The 18,481-nt window shown below is 64.2% G+C and carries 19 protein-coding genes; 10 read left to right on the top strand and 9 right to left on the bottom strand.

From position 1 onward, the window contains the following. Window positions 1–59: 59 nt before the first annotated feature. Complete coding sequence (locus tag GYK42_RS02870) at window positions 60–1,523, bottom strand: cryptochrome/photolyase family protein (RefSeq protein ID WP_166446270.1); 1,464 nt, start codon at window positions 1,521–1,523, stop codon at window positions 60–62. 386 nt (window positions 1,524–1,909) lie between these two features. Between GYK42_RS02870 and GYK42_RS02865 the strand changes: the two genes are divergently transcribed. The 6 genes from GYK42_RS02865 to GYK42_RS02840 all read left to right on the top strand — a co-directional run bounded on the left by GYK42_RS02865 (window position 1,910) and on the right by GYK42_RS02840 (window position 6,649). Next, window positions 1,910–2,512, top strand: coding sequence for a YqgE/AlgH family protein (locus GYK42_RS02865; RefSeq protein WP_034746689.1), 603 nt, complete (start codon window positions 1,910–1,912; stop codon window positions 2,510–2,512). After that, on the top strand, window positions 2,509–2,907 hold the full coding sequence (gene ruvX, locus GYK42_RS02860) for a Holliday junction resolvase RuvX (RefSeq protein WP_205711258.1): 399 nt from the start codon (window positions 2,509–2,511) through the stop codon (window positions 2,905–2,907). Before GYK42_RS02865 ends, ruvX begins: the two co-directional genes overlap by 4 nt. Before the next feature lie 39 nt (window positions 2,908–2,946). Beyond that, a complete protein-coding gene (gene pyrR, locus GYK42_RS02855) occupies window positions 2,947–3,471 on the top strand; it encodes a bifunctional pyr operon transcriptional regulator/uracil phosphoribosyltransferase PyrR (protein WP_034780225.1) in 525 nt (174 codons plus the stop codon). Then, entirely contained in the window at window positions 3,464–4,429 is a 966-nt protein-coding gene (locus tag GYK42_RS02850; RefSeq protein WP_034746695.1) for an aspartate carbamoyltransferase catalytic subunit, read from the top strand. Before pyrR ends, GYK42_RS02850 begins: the two co-directional genes overlap by 8 nt. Before the next feature lie 24 nt (window positions 4,430–4,453). After that, a complete protein-coding gene (locus GYK42_RS02845) occupies window positions 4,454–5,755 on the top strand; it encodes a dihydroorotase (protein ID WP_166446269.1) in 1,302 nt (433 codons plus the stop codon). A gap of 147 nt (window positions 5,756–5,902) precedes the next feature. Further along, window positions 5,903–6,649, top strand: coding sequence for a lysophospholipid acyltransferase family protein (locus tag GYK42_RS02840; RefSeq protein WP_166446268.1), 747 nt, complete (start codon window positions 5,903–5,905; stop codon window positions 6,647–6,649). On the opposite strand, the gene GYK42_RS02835 is transcribed toward GYK42_RS02840, so the two are convergent. From GYK42_RS02835 to GYK42_RS02805, 7 genes are all read right to left on the bottom strand, one after another. Further along, window positions 6,646–7,410, bottom strand: a complete 765-nt coding sequence (locus tag GYK42_RS02835; protein ID WP_166446267.1) for an ABC transporter permease — start codon at window positions 7,408–7,410, stop codon at window positions 6,646–6,648. The genes GYK42_RS02840 and GYK42_RS02835 overlap by 4 nt on opposite strands. Window positions 7,411–7,412: 2 nt before the next feature. Further along, entirely contained in the window at window positions 7,413–8,657 is a 1,245-nt protein-coding gene (locus GYK42_RS02830; protein WP_166446266.1) for an ABC transporter substrate-binding protein, read from the bottom strand. Between the two features lie 17 nt (window positions 8,658–8,674). Next, window positions 8,675–9,469, bottom strand: a complete 795-nt coding sequence (locus tag GYK42_RS02825) for an ABC transporter ATP-binding protein (RefSeq protein WP_166446265.1) — start codon at window positions 9,467–9,469, stop codon at window positions 8,675–8,677. Continuing rightward, a complete protein-coding gene (locus GYK42_RS02820; protein WP_166446264.1) occupies window positions 9,466–10,551 on the bottom strand; it encodes an acyl-CoA/acyl-ACP dehydrogenase in 1,086 nt (361 codons plus the stop codon). The genes GYK42_RS02825 and GYK42_RS02820 overlap by 4 nt, the downstream gene beginning before the upstream one ends. A 1-nt stretch (window position 10,552) precedes the next feature. Further along, window positions 10,553–11,107: a carboxymuconolactone decarboxylase family protein gene (locus GYK42_RS02815; RefSeq protein ID WP_166446263.1), complete on the bottom strand. Its 555-nt coding sequence runs from the start codon at window positions 11,105–11,107 to the stop codon at window positions 10,553–10,555. 119 nt (window positions 11,108–11,226) lie between these two features. Further along, window positions 11,227–12,147 carry an AraC family transcriptional regulator gene (locus GYK42_RS02810; protein WP_166446262.1) on the bottom strand — a complete coding sequence of 307 codons (921 nt, stop codon included), beginning with the start codon at window positions 12,145–12,147 and terminating at the stop codon, window positions 11,227–11,229. Between the two features lie 93 nt (window positions 12,148–12,240). Further along, on the bottom strand, window positions 12,241–13,080 hold the full coding sequence (locus tag GYK42_RS02805; RefSeq protein ID WP_166446261.1) for a symmetrical bis(5'-nucleosyl)-tetraphosphatase: 840 nt from the start codon (window positions 13,078–13,080) through the stop codon (window positions 12,241–12,243). Between the two features lie 429 nt (window positions 13,081–13,509). Between GYK42_RS02805 and GYK42_RS02800 the strand changes: the two genes are divergently transcribed. The 4 genes from GYK42_RS02800 (at window position 13,510) to waaA (ending at window position 17,633) form a co-directional block, all read left to right on the top strand. Next, complete coding sequence (locus GYK42_RS02800) at window positions 13,510–13,818, top strand: H-NS family nucleoid-associated regulatory protein (protein WP_166446260.1); 309 nt, start codon at window positions 13,510–13,512, stop codon at window positions 13,816–13,818. A gap of 112 nt (window positions 13,819–13,930) precedes the next feature. Continuing rightward, entirely contained in the window at window positions 13,931–15,313 is a 1,383-nt protein-coding gene (locus GYK42_RS02795) for a phosphomannomutase/phosphoglucomutase (RefSeq protein ID WP_166446259.1), read from the top strand. 4 nt (window positions 15,314–15,317) lie between these two features. Continuing rightward, window positions 15,318–16,340: a lipopolysaccharide heptosyltransferase I gene (waaC, locus tag GYK42_RS02790; RefSeq protein WP_166446258.1), complete on the top strand. Its 1,023-nt coding sequence runs from the start codon at window positions 15,318–15,320 to the stop codon at window positions 16,338–16,340. 18 nt (window positions 16,341–16,358) lie between these two features. Beyond that, window positions 16,359–17,633 carry a lipid IV(A) 3-deoxy-D-manno-octulosonic acid transferase gene (gene waaA / locus GYK42_RS02785; RefSeq protein ID WP_166446257.1) on the top strand — a complete coding sequence of 425 codons (1,275 nt, stop codon included), beginning with the start codon at window positions 16,359–16,361 and terminating at the stop codon, window positions 17,631–17,633. 63 nt (window positions 17,634–17,696) lie between these two features. Here waaA and GYK42_RS02780 read toward each other — a convergent pair. After that, window positions 17,697–18,481: M48 family metallopeptidase (locus tag GYK42_RS02780; protein WP_166446256.1), on the bottom strand; the 785-nt coding region annotated here is incomplete at its 5' end.

The raw sequence follows: 18,481 nt of genomic DNA, 5'->3' as shown, positions 1-18,481 counted from the left end.
GTAGGTCGGGTAGGTCGGGTTAGCGCAAAGCGCGTAACCCGACGCCACCACGGGCCCGATTACCCCGCCACCTTCACCACGGCATAACGCTCCAGGGTTTCCTTGCGCGCCTCGTCGTGCTGCACCAGCGGTTCCGGATAATCGCGTCCCAGCTCGATGTTTTTTTGTTCGAGCAGCATGCGCGGCACCAGCCAGGGCGCGTGGATTTCCTTGTCGCCCAGCGCCTTCAGCTGCGGCAGGTAGCGGCGGATGAAGCGCCCGCTGGCATCGAATTTTTCCGACTGCGTGACGGGATTGAAGATGCGGAAGTAGGGCTGCGCGTCGCAGCCGGATGACGAAGCCCATTGCCAGCCGCCGTTGTTCGACGCCAGGTCGAAATCGTTCAGGTGTAGTGCAAAGTATGCTTCGCCGCGGCGCCAGTCGATGCCCAGATCCTTGATCAGAAAGCAGGCCGTGACCATGCGCAGGCGGTTGTGCATATAGCCCGTCTGGTTCAGCTGCGCCATGGCCGCGTCCACCAGCGGATAGCCGGTGCGCCCTTCGCACCAGGCGGCAAACGCGGCATCGGCGTCAAGCCCCGTTTCCCAGGCGATGGCGTCGTAGGCCGGTTTGAAGGCGCCGCCTTCCACGTGCGGGTTCTGGTACAAGATCATGGCGTAGAAATCGCGCCAGATCAGTTCGGCCAGCCACACGGGCGCGCCATCGCCGCCGCCGCCCCGGTCCATCAGGTCGACCACGGTGCGCACCAGGTAGCGCAGCGACACGGTGCCGAAGCGCAGGTGCATGGACAGATACGACGGCCCTTTCAGGGCTGGGAAGTCGCGCGCCACGTCATAGCGGCTAACGCGTGGCAAAAAATCCTCGAACAGTTTGCTGGCACCCGACATGCCGGTGGGAATGGCCAGTTCGGCCAGGTTGCTCGCCTCGAAACCCAGTTCGCCCAAGGTGGGCAAGGCGGCCGGGGTGCCGGCGCGCGGCGGCGCCAGGCTGGCCGCGTGCGGCTCGACGTCGAACGGGGCCAGGCAGCCGGGGTCGGCGCGCATTTTCTTCAGCCAGGTGTTCTTGTACGGCGTGTAGACGGTGTATGGCTTGGCCGAAAGCGTCAATACCTCGTCCTTTTCAAAGATCACCTGGTCCTTGAAGCTGAACCACAGGCGCGCGTCGCGCGTGAGTGCGGCAGCCACCGCGGCGTCGCGCGCGATCGCTTGCGGTTCGTAGTCGTGGTTGGCAAAGACGGCGTCGGCGTTCAACTCGGCGGCCAGGCGCGGGATGGCCTCGGCCGCGTCGGCGTGCAGCACGATGAGGTCGCCGCCGAGCTGGCGCAGTTCGCTGGCGAGCTCGGCCACGCTGGCGTGGATGAAGTCGACCCGCCGGTCGCGGCGCGGCAGCGCAGCCAGGATGGCGGTGTCGTACACGAAGACGCAATGCACGGCCTGGCTCTGGCGCAGGGCGTGATGCAGTGCAGCATGGTCAAACGCGCGCAGATCGCGCCGGAACCACACCAGGGAAGTCTTGATTGTCATTATTTCGCGTGTTCAGTGTCAAAGATAGGCTATTTTTTGCCGCCAACAGGGCTTTATGGCCGCTCGCGTCATGCCTTTGGCGTCGCTGCGGCGGCAATTCAGTGTAAACTACCGGGTATGTTCGTGGCGCTTTATGTGCGACAGCGATTTTGCAATCGATTTTACAATTGGCATCGAAATGCGCCCGCAAGCATAGCGAATTGATCATTAATTTATAACATAACAAGAATAACGCCTGGCATCACGGTGCGCGCCGCCCAAGATTCGCGGCAGCTTGTGCCAGGCGTACGATAGCGGGGTAAGCGAGACTTGCCAGCAAGCCCACAGAGAGAGCATCGCGTATGAAAAAGAGTAAAATCGACCAGACTCTACCAGGACATCGTTTGATGCAGGGTGTGGGAGAACCGGCCGCGACCGGTTCCTCCACCCTGAATCTGGCCAACCATTTCCTCATTGCGATGCCGGCCATGCAAGATCCGATCTTCGGCGGCACGGTCGTCTACGTGTGTGAACACAATGAAAACGGCGTCCTGGGCGTCGTCATCAACAAACCCACCGACATGACCATGGAAGTGTTGTTCGACCGCATCGACCTGAAACTGGCGGCCGGCAGCGATACGCCCATCATCAACGAACCGATCATGTTCGGCGGCCCCGTGCAGGACGACCGCGGCTTCGTGCTGCACACGCCGGGCGCGCGCTATTCCTCGTCGCTGACGGTGACCGATGAAGTGGCGTTTACCACCTCGATCGACGTGCTCGAAGCCGTCGCCAAGGGCGATGGTCCCGAGCGCATGCTCGTCTCGATCGGCTACTCGGGCTGGAGCCCGGGCCAGCTGGAAGACGAGATCGGCCGCAACGGCTGGCTGACGGTGGGCGCCTCGGCCGACATCCTGTTCGATTTCCCCATCGAGCAGCGCTACGTGGCGGCCATCAAGCTGCTCGGTATCGATCCCCTCATGCTGGCAAGCGAGGCTGGCCACGCATGAGCGGAGACGCCATCGACACCATCCTTGCCTTCGATTTCGGCTTGAAACGCATCGGCGTGGCCATCGGCAATACCATGATTTGCCAGGCCACGCCGCTCAGCGTGATCACGGCCACGGCGAACGAGCCGAAGTTTGCCGCCATCGATAGCCTGATCAAGGAGTGGGGAGCGAGCCGCATTGTGGTGGGCTTGCCCAGCCATCCCGATGGCACGGAACACGAGATGAGCGCGCGCTGCCGCCGTTTCGCCAACCAGGTGCATGGCCGCTTCAACCTGCCCGTGGAACTGGTCGATGAGCGCTATTCATCGGCCGTCATCGCCGCCAAGCGCGGCGAAGTCATCGACGACCGCGCCGCCGCCATCATCCTGCAACAGTATTTCGACGCGAATTATTAATCTGACCCTAGACTCCCTCCCTGAATGATTAAGAACTCTATGCCGCATCCTACGAATCCATCCCAACTCGACGCCGAGGCCCTGTACGCGGTCTTGCTGCAGCAAGTGCAGAGCGGCCTGGCGGGCATCCCCAACGTGGCCATCGTCGGCATCCATTCGGGCGGCGCCTGGCTGGCCGAACGCCTGGCGCGCGACCTGAACCTGCTCGACCGCCTGGGCGTGCTCGACGTCTCGTTCTACCGCGACGACTTCGCCCAGAAAGGCTTGCATGCGGACGTCAAGCCAACGCAGATCAGCTTTGACGTGGCCGGCGCCACCATCCTGCTGGTCGACGACGTGCTGTACACGGGCCGCACGACGCGCGCGGCCATCAATGAATTGTTCGACTATGGCCGCCCGGCCAAGATCATGCTGGCCGCCCTGGTCGACCGCGGCGAACGCCAGCTGCCGGTGGCCGCCGATTTCGTGGCCGCCTTCACTGCCGTGCCGCCGGGCCAGGCCCTGGTCCTGAAGCAAGCCGACGATGGAAAATTCACGCTCACCATAGATACCCACCATGCTTAATCCGCAACTGAATAAACACGGCGAACTGCAACATCTGCTGACGATTGAAGGCTTGCCGAAGTCTATCGTCAACCATATTCTCGATACCGCTTCCTCGTTCGTCGGCATTTCCGACCGCGACGTGAAAAAGGTGCCGCTGATGCGCGGCAAGAGCGTTTTCAACCTGTTTTTTGAAAACTCCACGCGCACCCGCACCACCTTTGAAATCGCCTCGAAGCGCCTGTCGGCCGACGTCATCAACCTGAACATCCAGGCCTCGTCGGCCAGCAAGGGCGAGTCCCTGCTCGACACCATCGACAACCTGTCGGCCATGCATGCCGACATGTTCGTCGTGCGCCACGCGCAGTCGGGCGCGCCCTACCTGATCGCCAAGCACCTGATCGACACCAAGCAGCCGCACGTCCACGTCGTCAACGCGGGCGACGGACGCCATGCGCATCCGACCCAGGGTTTGCTCGACATGTACACGATCCGCCACTACAAGAAGGATTTCACCAATTTGACGGTGGCCATCGTGGGCGACATTTTGCACAGCCGGGTGGCCCGTTCCGACATTCACGCGCTGACCACCCTGGGCGTGCCGGAAGTGCGCGCCATCGGCCCGCACACCCTGCTGCCGGGCGGCCTGGAACAGATGGGCGTGCGCACCTTCACCAACATGGATGAAGGCTTAAAAGGCGTCGACGTGATCATCATGCTGCGTTTGCAAAATGAACGCATGAGCGGCGCGCTGCTGCCGTCGGCGCAGGAATACTTCAAGAGCTACGGCCTCACGCCCGAGCGCCTGGCGCTGGCGAAACCGGACGCCATCGTCATGCATCCGGGCCCGATGAACCGCGGCGTGGAAATCGATTCGGCCGTGGCCGACGGTCCGCAGGCGGTGATCCTGCCGCAGGTGACGTTCGGTATCGCCGTGCGCATGGCGGTGATGAGTATTTTGGCTGGTAATCAGGGCTGATAGCCCAAGGACGAGTAAGCGAGCATGACGACACTACATATCAAGAACGGCCACCTGATCGACCCTGCCAACGGCATCGATGGCTTGCAAGACCTGTTTATCGCCGACGGCAAGGTATTGGCCGTGGGCAGCGCCCCGGCCGGCTTCACTGCCGACACGACCTTTGACGCGGCCGGCCTGGTGGTTTCCCCCGGCCTGGTCGACCTGTCCGCGCGCCTGCGCGAGCCGGGCTACGAATACAAGGCGACCCTGGAATCGGAACTGCAGGCGGCGCTGCAAGGCGGCGTCACGAGCCTGGTCTGCCCGCCCGACACCGATCCCGTGCTGGACGAGCCGGGCCTGGTCGAGATGCTGAAATACCGCGCCAAGACGCAGAACAAGGCCCACGTGCACCCGCTGGGCGCACTGACCATGGGCTTGAAAGGCAAGTCACTGACGGAAATGGCGGAACTGACGGAAGCAGGCTGCATCGGCTTCGCGCAGGCGGAAGAGCCGATCGAAGACACGACCGTTCTGCTGCGCGCCATGCAGTACGCGAACACCTTCGGCTACACCGTCTGGCTGCGCCCGCAAGACCCGCATATCGGCCGTGGCGGCATCGCCCACAGCGGCCCGCTGGCGTCGCGCCTGGGCTTGTCCGGCGTGCCCGTGATGTCCGAAACCATCGCCCTGCACACGATTTTCGAATTGATGCGCGCCAGCCGCGCGCGCGTGCACCTGTGCCGCATCTCCTCAAGCGCCGGCCTGGAACTGATCCGCGCTGCCAAAGCCGAAGGTCTCCCCGTCACCTGCGACGTGGGCGTGCACCATGTGCACCTGACGGACGCCGATATCGGCTTCTTCGACCCGAACGCCAGGGTCACGCCGCCGTTCCGCAGCCAGCGCGACCGCGATGCGATCCGCGCCGGCCTGCTTGACGGCACGGTCGACGCCATGTGCTCGGACCACACGCCTGTCGACGACGATGAAAAACTGCTGCCGTTCGGCGAAGCGTCGCCTGGCGCCACGGGCCTGGAATTGCTGCTGTCGCTGGCCCTGAAATGGGCCGATGACTACGCGCTGGCGCAGCCGCAAGCGGGCGCCCGTCCCCTGGCGCGCGCCGTGGCCAAGGTCACGTCCGATGCGGCTCGGGTCGCCGGCATCCCGGCCGGCAGCCTGGCCGTGGGCGAAGCGGCCGACATCTGCGTCTTCGATCCCGCCGCGCGCTGGACCGTGTCGTCGGCCTCGCTGGCCAGCCAGGGCAAGCACACGCCTTTCCTCGGCTATGAGCTGAGCGGCATCGTCAAGGCGACCATCGTTGCCGGACAGGTGGCGTTTCAGCGTTAATTATTTGTATCGGAGCCGTAGGTCGGATTAGCGGTACGCGTCATCCGACAAGTCCATGGCGGCTCCTGTCGGCTTACGCAGCACCTCACCGGCGCAGCTAAGCCGACCTACGCGGCTGTATGGATTTGCTTCCAACCTTGGTGTCATTTGAAACTTCTGCTTACCTGGCGCCTCGTGCGCATCGCCATTCACCTGAGCTGCGGCATGGCCAAGAGCGCCGTGCTCTTTCCCTGGCTGGACCTGGAGGGACGCAACCGGCGCATCCGCCGCTGGTCGACGCAGCTGCTCGACATCTGCGGCGTGCACGTGGCGCAGCCGGCAGACAGCGTGCCGGCACTCGATCATGCGATGGTGGTGGCGAACCACGTTTCGTGGCTCGACATCTTCGTCATCAACGCCGTCCACCCTTGCCGTTTCGTCGCCAAGGCGGAAATCCGCGCCTGGCCGATCTTGGGCTGGCTGGCGGGGCGCGCCGGCACCATCTTCATTTCGCGCGGCAGCAAGCGCGATCTGCGTCTGATCTTCCAAGGCCTGGTGGATAAATTGACGGCGGGCGAACGCATTGCGTTCTTCCCCGAAGGCACGACCGCCGCGCAAGGTCAGATCCTGCCGTTCCACGCCAACCTGTTCGAGGCGGCCATCGACGCGCAAGTGCCGGTACAGCCGTTCGCGCTCGTGTATGTGGATGACAAGGGGGCCTTGCATCACGCCGTCGACTTTATCGGCGACATGAGCTTTGCGCAAAGCATGGTGGCGATTCTGAGCGGCCCGCCGATCACGGCGCTTTTGACCTGTCTGGCTCCCGTGGCGATGACAGGCGCGCACCGGCGCGAACTGGCGGCGGCAACGCAGGCGGCCGTGGCCGCCGCGCTGCCGCTGGAGAAGGCCGCTTAATTTTTGACGTGCAGCCAGCGCGCATGCGCGGCGCGGGCCAGGTAGTCGAGAATGAAGCCGAGTATGCCGATCAGCACGATGGCGGCCATCAGTTCCGAATACGCGAGGCGGTCGCGCGTGTCGAGGATGAAGTAGCCGAGGCCCGCCGACACGCCCAGCATTTCCGCCGGCACCAGTACGATCCAGATGATGCCGATGGCCAGGCGCACGCCCGTCAGGATATCGGCCGTGATGCCCGGCAAAATCACCTTGAAGACGATTTCGCTGCGCGTGGCCGACAGGCTGCGCGCCAGCAGCAGCCAGTTCGGATCGAGCCGCGCCACGCCGGCCGCCGTATTGAGCAAAATCGGCCAGACGGCCGCAAACGCCAGCAGGAAGTACACGGGCGCGTCGCCGACGCCGAGCACCATCACGGCAATCGGCATCCACGACAGCGGTGAAATCATGCGCAGCAGCTGGAACAGCGGCATGGCCGCGCCGGAAAAGCTCTTCGACATGGCCACCAACACGCCGAGCGGCACGCCGATGACGATGGCCAGTCCCAGGCCCACGGCCACCCGTTGCAGGCTCAAGACTACGTGCAGCCAGATATCCGCGCCGCCCAGCATCTCCTTGAACGCCAGCGCCGTGGGCAAGGGCGCAAAAGCGGTGGCGATGGGCGTGGATTTCTCCAGCGCCGTCACGCCCATGGACCACAGCAGCAAGGCACAGGCCAGCCCCACCAGGGGCAGGCCGAACTTCGTAAACAACTTGCTTGCCATTGTCAGACCGCCACGGTTTCGCTGCGCAGCAGATTGGCCGGCAAGCCGAAAGCGGCCGGACCGCCGACTGCCGTGATGGCCTTGCGCACGAAGCGGTCATCGACCAGGTCGCGCGCGGCGAACTTCGGATCGAGGTTGGCCAGGAAGCGTGTATCGCCCTCGACCTTGGTGCGGCCGATGGCGCGCACCAGTTCTTCCGTGTACGAGGCGAACGGATACGGCTGGAAGTCGATGCGGCGCTGCTGCCAGTTCTTGTGCACGACCAGGCCCTGCTTTTCGTAGCCGGCGTAATCGGTGGTGGCCAGCACCTTGGTCAGCACTTGCAGCGGATGCGGCGTGTAGCGGTGCTCGCCCACGTTCGACAGCAGCTTGGCCGTGTCGACCTGGTTCGAGCGCGTCCACAGCTGCGCCTTGACGATGGCGTTGGTGACCTTTTGCGCCCATTCTGGACGCGTGTTGATGTCGCGCTCCGAGAGGAAGGTGACGCAGCACGCATGGTTCTTCCACACGTCGCCCGAGAAGCGCAGGATCTTGCCGATGCCGGCGTTTTCCGCCGCCGCATTGAAGGGTTCCGCCACGATGTAGCCGGCAATCGATTTGCTGGCCAGGGCCGAGACCATTTCGGCCGGCGCCAGCACGATCAGGTTGACTTCATTCGGCTTGATGGCCGCGTTGCGCGCGCGCGTGACCGGCGTCAAGCCATTCGAGGACAGGATCTGCTGCAGCAGGATGTTGTGGATCGAGTACCAGAACGGGATGGCGACCGTGTGTCCGCCCAGGTCGGAAACCTTGTTGATCTCGTTGGCCACCGTCAGCGCGGAACCGTTGACGTGGTTCCAGGCGACGACCTTGGCGGGGAACTTGGCGCCGTAGCGCACCCACAGGGTGGCCGGCGACAGCAAGTGAATGACGTTGACCTGGCCGGCGACGAAGGCTTCGATGATCTGCGCCCAGCTGCGGAACAGCCGTGGCGTTTCCGCCTGCAAGCCTTCCGCTTCGAACAGCTTGCGGGCGTGGGCGACGAGCAGCGGGGTGGCGTCGGTGATGGGCAGGTAGCCGATTTTGACGGGCTGGTCGTCGCCTTTCGGGCCTTGCTGAGCCATGGCGTCGCCCGCGAACAGCAGGGGTGAGGCGACGCTGGCCGTGGCCAGGGCCGACATGCGCAGGAAGTCGCGCCGCGTCAGGCCGCAGTCGCAATCGGACGAGGCGCAGATGTGCAGGGGTTTGTTGTGGTCTTCGAATGTCATGGGAATGTTCCGGTCGATTAAATGTGAGCGAAGGCGGGTGCTTGATCCTGCTTTTGCAGCGCCTGCAGGGCGTCGAGGATGTCCATCTTCAGGGCGATGACGTCGGCGCTGTGGCCGATCCGTGGCTGGTCGATGGCGACGGGCCATTCGCGCACGATGTTGCCCGGCTTGCCGCCCATGAGCAAGATGCGGTCGGCTACGAGGATCGCTTCGTCGATATCGTGCGTGACGAGCAGCACGGCCGTGTGCCAGCGGTGCACCACGTCGACCAGCAACGACTGCATCTCGGCGCGCGTGATGGCATCAAGGGCGGAAAACGGTTCGTCGGCGAACAGCAGTTCCGGTTCGCGCGCCAGCGCACGGGCCAGGGCCACGCGCTGCGCCATGCCGCCCGACAGGGCGGACGGATACAGCTTTTCGCGCCCTTTCAAACCGACCGCTTCGATGGCTTGCGCCACGCGCGCCTGGTGCGCCTCGCGCGTGAGCTTGGGCTGGTGCTTGAAGTCCAGGCCGAAGCCGGCGTTGCCCGTGACGTTCAGCCAGGGCAAGAGGCTGGCCTGCTGGAAGACAAGGGCGCTGCGCGGGTCCGGTTCGCGCATGGGAGCGTCGAGGAACTGGATCTCGCCCGTCGATGGCGGCTGCAAGCCGGCCAGCACGCGCAGCAGGCTCGATTTGCCGCAACCGCTGCCACCCAGCAGGCAGACGATTTCGCGCTTGCGCACGCCCAGCGAGACGTGCTGGAACACGGGTGCCGTGCCCGGATAGGCGTAACTGAGATCCTGCGCCTGCAAGGCCCAATCGGCAACGCTCATGCTTGCGCTCCCGCCGCCTTGGCCGCCTGCTGGCTGTCGAACAGCTGCAAGGCCGATTGCAACTGCGTCAGGCTGGGGGTGACGATGGGGATGAACGACGATTCGCGCCAGCGGCGGGCAAAGCCCTGCTGTTCGGCGTTCAGGTAGGCGCGTCCGCCCATGGCTTGCAGTTCCAGCATCAGTGCCTGCTGCAGCACGTCGGCCAGCTGTATGCGCAAACGGAACATGGCCGGTGCTTCTTTTTTGAAGCGGCCGTCGTGCACGCCGGCCAGCAGGGTAGCGACGGCGCTTTCCAGTGTCGCTTGCAGCGCTTCGATGCGTGGCGTGAGCTGGTTGCGCGAGCCGGCGGAAATTTGCGCCGCCTTTGCCAGGCTGGCGCGCGCCAGGCCGATCGACAAGCCGCACTGCATGCCCAGGAAAGCCGGGCGTACTTGCGGCAGCCAGGCTGGCGCGTTGTCGCTGATGATGTCGGCGGCGGGGATGTGCACCTGCGCCAGCTTGACGGAGGCCGTATTGCTGCCGCGCAGGGCGATCAGGTCCAGGTCGTCGCTGCGCTTGACGCCTTCCGTGCCGCTGTCGAAGGCGATGATGACGGGCGGTGCGCCGTTGTCCGGCGCCACGGCCGCCGCCGCGACAAAGCCCGCCTTGCGCAAGTTCGTCACCCAGGCCAGGCCACCATCGACGAGCAAGCCGTCGCCGTGGCGCACGCCCGTGATTTGTAGCTGCTCGATGCCGGACAAGAATTTCATGGCGTTCGACAAACCGCTGGCGCCTGCCTGCGTGCCGGCCAGCAGGCCGGGCAAGCGGCGCTCGGCCAGCGTGCGGTTCTCGCTTTGCAGCAGGAATTCGATGAAGCAGCGCTGGCCCCAGAAGACAAAGGCGGCCGTCACGGATTCTTCGGCCACCCTGGCGATGGCCTCAATGGCGTCGCGCACGTCGCCGCCTGCGCCGCCATGTTCCTGCGGCACGCCGATGGCCAGCAGCTTGTCGCCGGCCAGCGCCGGTAATACGGTTTCAGCCAGTTCCGGCGATTGGTCGAGCTGGTCGGCATGCATGTGCAGCCAGTGATTGAGGCGGCCCATGTCAGACGGCGCCAGGCAAGTAGGGCGTCAATTGCGGATTGACGGGCGTGCCGGCCAGGCTGTTGGAGAAATTGCACAGGGTGGCCAGGCTGATGCCCAGCACGACTTCCAGCGCTTGCTGCTCGTTGTAGCCGGCGGCCAGGAAGGTTTGATATTCGCTGTCGCTGACGGCGCCGCGCGTGGCGATGACGGCCGTGGCGAAGGCGGCGACGGCGTCGAGTTTGGCGTCGCCCGTCGGCTGGCCGTGCTGCAGGGCGCGCACCGTGTCCGGCGTCTGGCCCGCTTTTTTCAGCGAGATGGCGCTATGGCCGGCGATGCAGAAATCGCAGCCGTGGATACGCGCGGCCGTGATCTGCACCACTTCGCGTTCCATTAACGTCAGGCTGGCGCGCGCATTGATGCCGGAGACGGTCAGATAGGTTTCCAGGGCCAGCGGGGCATTGGCCAGAACGCCGATCAGGTTGGGCAGGAAGCCATTGTTGGCGATGGCTTTTTCCACGAAGGGGCGGCTATCGGCCGGGGCGGTATCGAGAGTGTGCAGCGTCAGACGGGACATGGGGGTACCTTGCTAAGTTGGTAAGTCACCCGGCCATTATATCGGCCATGCCGTGCACGCAACAGACGTCAGCGTCGTCCTTTTGTGCTCGTTCGTCTTTGATTTCGCAAACCTTGATCTCAGTTTGCCAACTGGCGCAATCGCTGGTCGCGGCGGTAGGCGCCCGGCTGCTCACCCGTGACCCGCTTGAAGGCGCGCGTAAAGGCGGCGTGCGAGCGGTAGCCCACCAGTTCGGCCGCGCGTTCGACGGAAACGCCGTCGTGCAGGCGCCGCGCTGCGATCTTCATGCGCAGCAGGAGCAGGAACTGGGCTGGCGAGTGGCCGCTGGCGCTGGCGAAATGCTTGCAGAAGCTGGCGCGCGACATGCAGGCCGCCTTGGCCATGTTCTCGATCGACCAGTCGTCGGCGGGTGCATCGAGCATGCGTTCGAGCAGCGGTGAAAACGCGGGTTGGTGCAGCAGCGACAGCAAGCCGGCCGCCACGTGCTCGCCCTGTGCCACATGGCGGATCAGGTAAAAGAACAGCAGTTCGACCAGGCGCGCGATCAGCGGCGATGGCTGCTCCGGATCGCCGCCCGCTTCCGCCAGGATCAGATCGAACAGCGCGGCGGCGGCGCTGAAGGCAGGCGCATCGCCGCGTATCAGCAGATATGGCGGGAACGAGTCGACGATCAGGGCGGAGAGGGCGCCGCGAAATTGAAAGAAGCCGCAGGCCAGCGCCGTCGCCGGCTGCTCCGTGGGCGTTTGCAGCGGCAGCATCGCCTGCGCACTGACCGCTTGCAGCGGGTCGCTGTGGGGACTGAGGAAGTGCGGCAGGTCGCGCAGCAGGAAGACGCCATCGCGCGGGCCGAGTGCAATGGGCGCCGCGCCATCGAGGTGCAGGTAGCAGTGGCCATCGAGCACCAGGTGGAAGCTGCCCAATTCCCGGCCCGCCGTGGAAGCGCGCCAGCGGCCGCAGTATTGGCCCACATGCAGGACGGCGGTGTCGAGTTCCAGGCTGCCGAGCAGCCAGCGCGCCAGTCTGTCGGTATCAGGATGCATGGGGTCGCAAAGGCAAAAGCTCCATCATACGGCCCAGGCGCGGCAAGACCAACGACCGATTTCGACTAAGCATATACGCATGATGGCTGCCATTTACCGCTTGCCGCTGTGCTGCTGGAACGTGGGACAGTCGACTTGCAGCAGCGAGCGGTCTTCCAGGCACACGGCCGACAGTTTCCCGCCCCACACGCAGCCGCTATCGAGGCCGATCAGGTGAGGCCGCAACTGCAGGCCCAGCGCCGACCAGTGGCCGAAGACGATGGTGTCGCCGGCGCTGCGCCGTCCCGGCACGTCGAACCAGGGCAGCAGGCCGGAGCCGGGCGGCGGGCTGCCGCTCTCCTTCATCTTGAAGTCCATCACGCCATCCGGCGTACAAAAGCGCAGCCGCGTCATGGCGTTGACGATGCAGCGCAGCCGGTCGGCACCCTGCAGATCGTCGCGCCAGGCGGCCGGCTCGTTGCCGTACATGGTGCGCAGAAAGGCGACCCAATCATCGCTGCGCAGCATGCCGGACACCTCCCCGCTCAGGGACAGGGCCTGGGCCGTGCTCCATTGCGGCAGCAAGCCCGCATGCACGAGCACATGGCCGTCGTGTTCCAGTGCCAGTGGCCGCTGGCGCAGCCAGTTGATCAACTCCTCGCGGTCGGGGGCATCGAGGATTTCGGCGAGGGTGTCGGATGCATGCTCGGGCCGGATGCCGTTGGCCACGGCCAGCAAGTGCAAGTCATGGTTGCCCAGGACGCTGTCGGCCAGGCCTTGCCGCGCTAGAGAATAAATGTGGCGCAGGGTGGCCAGCGAGGCCGGGCCGCGATTAATCAAGTCGCCCGCGAACAGCAGGCGGTACGGGCCATCCGCTGCCGCCCTGATCCGTTCGATCAGTTCGACGGTTTGTGCATGGCAGCCTTGCAGATCGCCGATAAAATAAGTTTTCATATATGCCGGGGTGAAGTGGACTACGCGCCTGCATTATAAGCATGCCTGCCCTTTGGCGTTGGATGCATTGTTGGCAGGTGCCCGATTGCGCACATGGCGGGCTGGAAGAAAAAATCGGTGCCGATTATGTTGTATGGGGATTTAATTGATCTGCATTTCCGTTGTCATATATCGGTCATAATCCGCCTGTACGGCTGACGGAATGAATAAGCGCACTGGGCCAGCCTTGCTGGAATGCAATTTCATCCATGTTTATTCAATTTTCACGCGCTTCCGGCATATTCTTCATTTAATCTTAATGCGGGGACGCTAAATAAGCCGGAGGCGTGATTCAATTGGCGATAGATTATGCAATGGTGCACAGATATTTATACAATGTAGTATATTCCACGTGATTTTATTATTTAAATTAATATAAAGGATGTACCAATGGATCTGTCAACAATGACGATGCTGGAATTGCGCAAACTGGACGATAATGTCAAACACGAATTGGAAAGCCGCGAGCGCGAGGACTTGAACAAGGCGCGCGAACAGATCATGGCCATCGCGCAGCAGGCGGGCATTCCACTGAAACAGCTGATACTCGATGGTTTGCACCCGCGCACGGGCAAAGTCGCGGTACGTTACCGCCATCCTGAGAATACCGCTGAACAATGGACAGGCCGTGGCCGCCAGCCGCTGTGGGTCAGGCAGTGGGTGGAATCGGGCAAGTCGATCGATCTGCTGCGCGTATAATTCGGTATACTCTTGGCGCAGTAGCAAGCTGTCAGCCGCGCGCGGCACCTTGCCAGGCACCCTGTTTATTCCCTTATTGGCCCCCTTACTTATACCTTATATCGCCCACACCATGCTTCCATTATCCAGAACGATCTTCAAGGCCTACGATATTCGCGGCATCATCGCTAAAACCCTCGATGCCAGCGTGGCATACAAGATCGGCCAGGCATTTGGCCAGGCGGCCCTGGCCAAGGGCGAGCAGCGGGTCGTGATCGGCCGCGATGGCCGCCTGTCGGGACCGGAATTGACGGCGGCGCTGGCGCAGGGCCTGCAGGCGGCAGGCGTCGACGTGATCGACCTGGGCGTGGTGGCCACGCCGATGGTCTACTTCGGCACGAATGTGCTCGACACGCGCTCGGGCATCATGGTCACGGGCAGCCACAATCCGCCCGACTACAACGGCTTCAAGATGGTGCTGGCCGGCGAAGCGATCCACGGCGAAGCGATCCAGGCGCTGTACCACAGCATCGTCGCGCACGACGGCAGCGCCAGCAGCACGCCGGGCAGCTATGCCACGCACGATATCCGCGCCGCCTACCTCGAACGCATCCTGGGCGACGTCAAGTTGGTGCGCCCGATCAAGATCGCCGTCGATTGCGGCAATGGCGTGGCCGGCGCATTTGCGGGCGACCTGTTCCGCGGCATGGGCTGCGAGGTCATCGAACTGTTCTGCGAAGTCGATGGCAATTTCCCGAACCACCATCCGGATCCGGCGCATCCGGAAAACCTGCAAGACCTGATCCGCTGCCTGGCCGAGACGGATGCGGAAATCGGCATCGCCTTCGACGGCGACGGCGACCGCCTGGGCGTGGTCACCAAGGATGGCCAGATCATTTACCCTGACCGCCAGATGATGTTGTTCGCTGCCGACGTGCTGACCCGTCACCCTGGCGCGCAGATTTTGTACGACGTCAAGTGCACGCGCCACCTGGCGCCGTGGATCAGCAAGCATGGCGGCGTGCCGCTGATGTACAAAACGGGCCACTCGCTGGTGAAAGCCAAGCTGCGCGAAACGGGTGCACCGCTGGGCGGCGAAATGAGCGGCCATATCTTCTTCAAGGACCGCTGGTACGGTTTCGACGACGGCATGTATTCGGCCGCGCGCCTGCTGGAAATCCTCACGCGCGAAGCGAATCCGTCAAGCCTGCTGAACTCCCTGCCGCAGTCCGACAGCACGCCGGAACTGCACCTGGAACTGAAGGAAGGCGAGAACGTCGCGCTGATGGACATGCTGCGCCGCGACGCCGTCTTCCCTGGCAATGAACAGATCATCACCATCGACGGCTTGCGCGTGGAATACGCGGACGGCTTCGGCCTGGCCCGTTCGTCGAACACCACGCCGGTGATCGTCATGCGCTTCGAAGCGGAAACGCCGGCAGCGCTGGCGCGCATCCAAGGCCAGTTCAAGAGCGTTATCCTGGCCGCCAAGCCTGACGCCGTCTTGCCGTTCTGACAGCATGGCCGGTCAACCTGGTGCACAGGCGCCCTTGAAAATCCTGCTGGTACGGGTGTCTTCGCTGGGCGACGTACTGCATAACCTGCCGATGGTGGCGGACATCGCCCGCCATTTCCCGAACGCGAGCATCGATTGGGTGGTCGAAGAGGGCTACACGAGCCTGGTGCGCCTGAACCCGCGCGTGAATACGATCTTCCCGTTCGCGCTGCGGCGCTGGCGCAAGAGCCTGGGCAAGAAGGAGACGCGCGCGGAAATCGCCGCCTTCTTCCGCAGCCTGCGCCAGACGCACTACGATTACGTGTTCGATACCCAGGGCTTGCTCAAGACGGGCATCATCATGGGCGCCGCGCGCCTGGCGCCGGGCGGACAGAAGGTTGGCCTGGCCAATGGCAGCGAGGGCTCCGGCTACGAAGGCATTTCGCGCATTTTTCACACGAAAAGCATTCCCCTCGATCCGCGCACGCATGCGGTAGCGCGCGGCCGTCTGGTGGCTGGTGCGGCACTCGGTTACACGGTCGACACGCCTGCCGATTTCGGCTTGCCGGAAGTATCAAGCAGCGAGCCGCGCCCGGACTGGATGGGCGATGCGCCCTATTGTGTGTATTTCCACGGCACGGCGCGCGACGCCAAGAAGTGGGCACCGGAAAACTGGATCGCGCTGGGCCAGGCGCTCGCTCCCATGCCGATTCTGCTGCCCTGGGGGTCGCCCAAGGAAAAGGCGGAAGCCGAACAACTGGCGGCCGGCCTGCCCAACGCGCGCGTGCTGCCAAAGCTGTCGATGGGCGACGCGACCCTGCTGGCGCGCCACGCGGCGCTGGTGGTCGGCGTCGACACGGGCCTGACGCACATCGCCGCCGCCTTTGTGCGCCCGACGGTGGAAATCTATGCCGATTCGCCGCTGTGGAAAACGGAAGGCAACTGGTCGCCGAAAATCATCAACCTGGGCGACAAGGGCGCGCCGCCCGGCGTGCCGGAAGTGCTGGCCGCGGCACGGCGCCTGCTGGCAGACTATCCTCCCGCCTGACTTTAACATTCAACAATCATGCGACTTCTTTATACCCTCGCCTGGTGGCTGGCCTTGCCCCTGGTGCTGGCGCGGCTGTGGCTGCGCGGACGCCAGGAACCCGGTTACCGCCAGCACTGGGGCGAGCGCCTGGGCTTTTACGGCCGCCAGCCGGCATCTGCCACGGACACCATCTGGCTGCACGCCGTCTCCGTCGGCGAGACGCGCGCGGCCGAGCCGCTGGTCGATGCGCTGCTGGCCGCCTGGCCTGCGTGCCGCATCGTCCTCACGCACATGACGCCGACGGGGCGCGCGACAGGTAAATCCCTGTTCGCCAAACATGGCGCGCGCCTCGTGCAAAGCTATCTGCCGTACGACACGGGCGCCATGCCGGCCCGTTTCATCCGTCATTTCGCGCCGCGCATCTGCGTCCTGATGGAGACGGAAGTGTGGCCGAACCTGATCCACCAATGCAATCGCTACAAAGTGCCCGTGGTGCTGGCCAATGCGCGCCTGTCGCAGCGTTCGCTAGGTAAGGCACAGCGCCTCGGTAAACTGATTGCCGACGCGGCGCGCGGCATCACCCTGGTGGCGGCGCAGACGCAGGACGACGCAGATCGCGTGCGCCAGCTGGGCGTGCAGGACGTAGTGGTCACGGGCAGCATCAAATTCGATGTCGTCGTGCCCGAGGCGGCACTGGCGACGGGGGCGGCGCTGCGCGCAGCCATCGGCCAACGTCCCGTGCTGCTGTGCGCGAGCACGCGCGAAGGGGAAGAGCCGCTGATCCTCGATGCCTATATCCGCGCCAGCTTGCCGGCGAATGCGCTGCTGCTGATCGTGCCGCGCCATCCGCAGCGTTTCGACGAGGTGGAAAAACTGATCGCGGCGCGGGGCCTGGCCGTGCAGCGCAGATCAGGTCTGGCGCAGGACGGTGCCGTTGCGGCGGGCACGCAAGTGCTGCTGGGCGATTCGATGGGCGAGATGTTTGCGTATTATGCGGCCTGCGATTGCGCGTTCGTGGGCGGCAGCCTGCTGCCGCTGGGCGGACAGAACCTGATCGAACCGGCGGCCCTGGGCAAGCCCGTGCTGATCGGGCCCCACACCTTCAACTTTGCGCTCGTGACCGAGCAGGCGATTGCGGCCGGCGGCGCCGCGCTGGTGGCGGACGCCGATGCGCTGATGGCGCAGGCGTCGGCCTTGCTGCAGGATCCGGCGCAGCTGGCGTCGATGGGACAAAAGGCGCTGGCGTTTGCGGCGCAGCACCGTGGGGCCACGCCGCGCACCGTCGCTGCGATCAAACCGCTGTTGGCGTGATGTATGCGCGGCCAACAATGTTGTCGGATTACGGCCTGCGGCCCCGCCTAATCCGACAAGCGCCTACGTAAACAGCACCGGAAGCTCCTGCGAGCGTTTTCTCAGCGCCTGCTTGGCGCCATCGTAATCGGGATAAATCGACTCCACGGTGGCCCAGAAGCGGGGGCTGTGGTTCATTTCCAGCAGGTGCGACAGTTCGTGCGCCACCACGTAGTCGATCAGCGGCAGGGCGAAGTGGATCAAACGCCAGTTCAGGCGGATCTTGCGCTCGATGGTGCAACTGCCCCAGCGCGTGCCGGCTGACGACAGCGACAGCGAGTCGTACTGCACGCCCAGCTTGTCCGCATATACGTCCAGGCGCGCTTCGAACAGCTGGCGCGCTTCGTGCTGGAACCAGCCCTTCACTTTTTCTTTCAATTGCTGCTCGCTGCCCGTGGGCGTGACCCACACGTGTAGTTCATTCGTCTCGCGCTGGAAGCTGGCGCGGTGGCGCGGCGCCTGGTGCAATCGCAAGGTGATCTCGCCACCGAGGTAGGGCAGCACGGCGCCATCGACCCAGGCCACGGGCGGGCGCTGCTGGCGCTGCACCTTGCGCTCGCCTCGTTCCAGCAGCTTCGAGACGATCCAGCTTTGCTTGGCACGGATGGCGTTGTCGATTTCGGCCAGGGTGACGCGTTTGGGCGCCGTCACGCGCAAGCCGTTATCGTCGATCATGAAGCCGATGGAACGGCGCGTGGAGCGGCGCAGCGCGAATTCGACGAGGTGGCTGCCCAGCTGCAACTGGCGCAGTGGCGGGCCATCGGCGGTGCGTGGCGGGGAAGGCAGGGGAGGCGGGGCGGAACGAACGA

Origin of the sequence: Janthinobacterium lividum (genome assembly GCF_011601275.1) — a bacterium.
Taxonomy (GTDB): Bacteria; Pseudomonadota; Gammaproteobacteria; order Burkholderiales; family Burkholderiaceae_D; genus Janthinobacterium; species Janthinobacterium lividum_E.
This window is presented reverse-complemented; position numbering and strand designations above follow the sequence as displayed.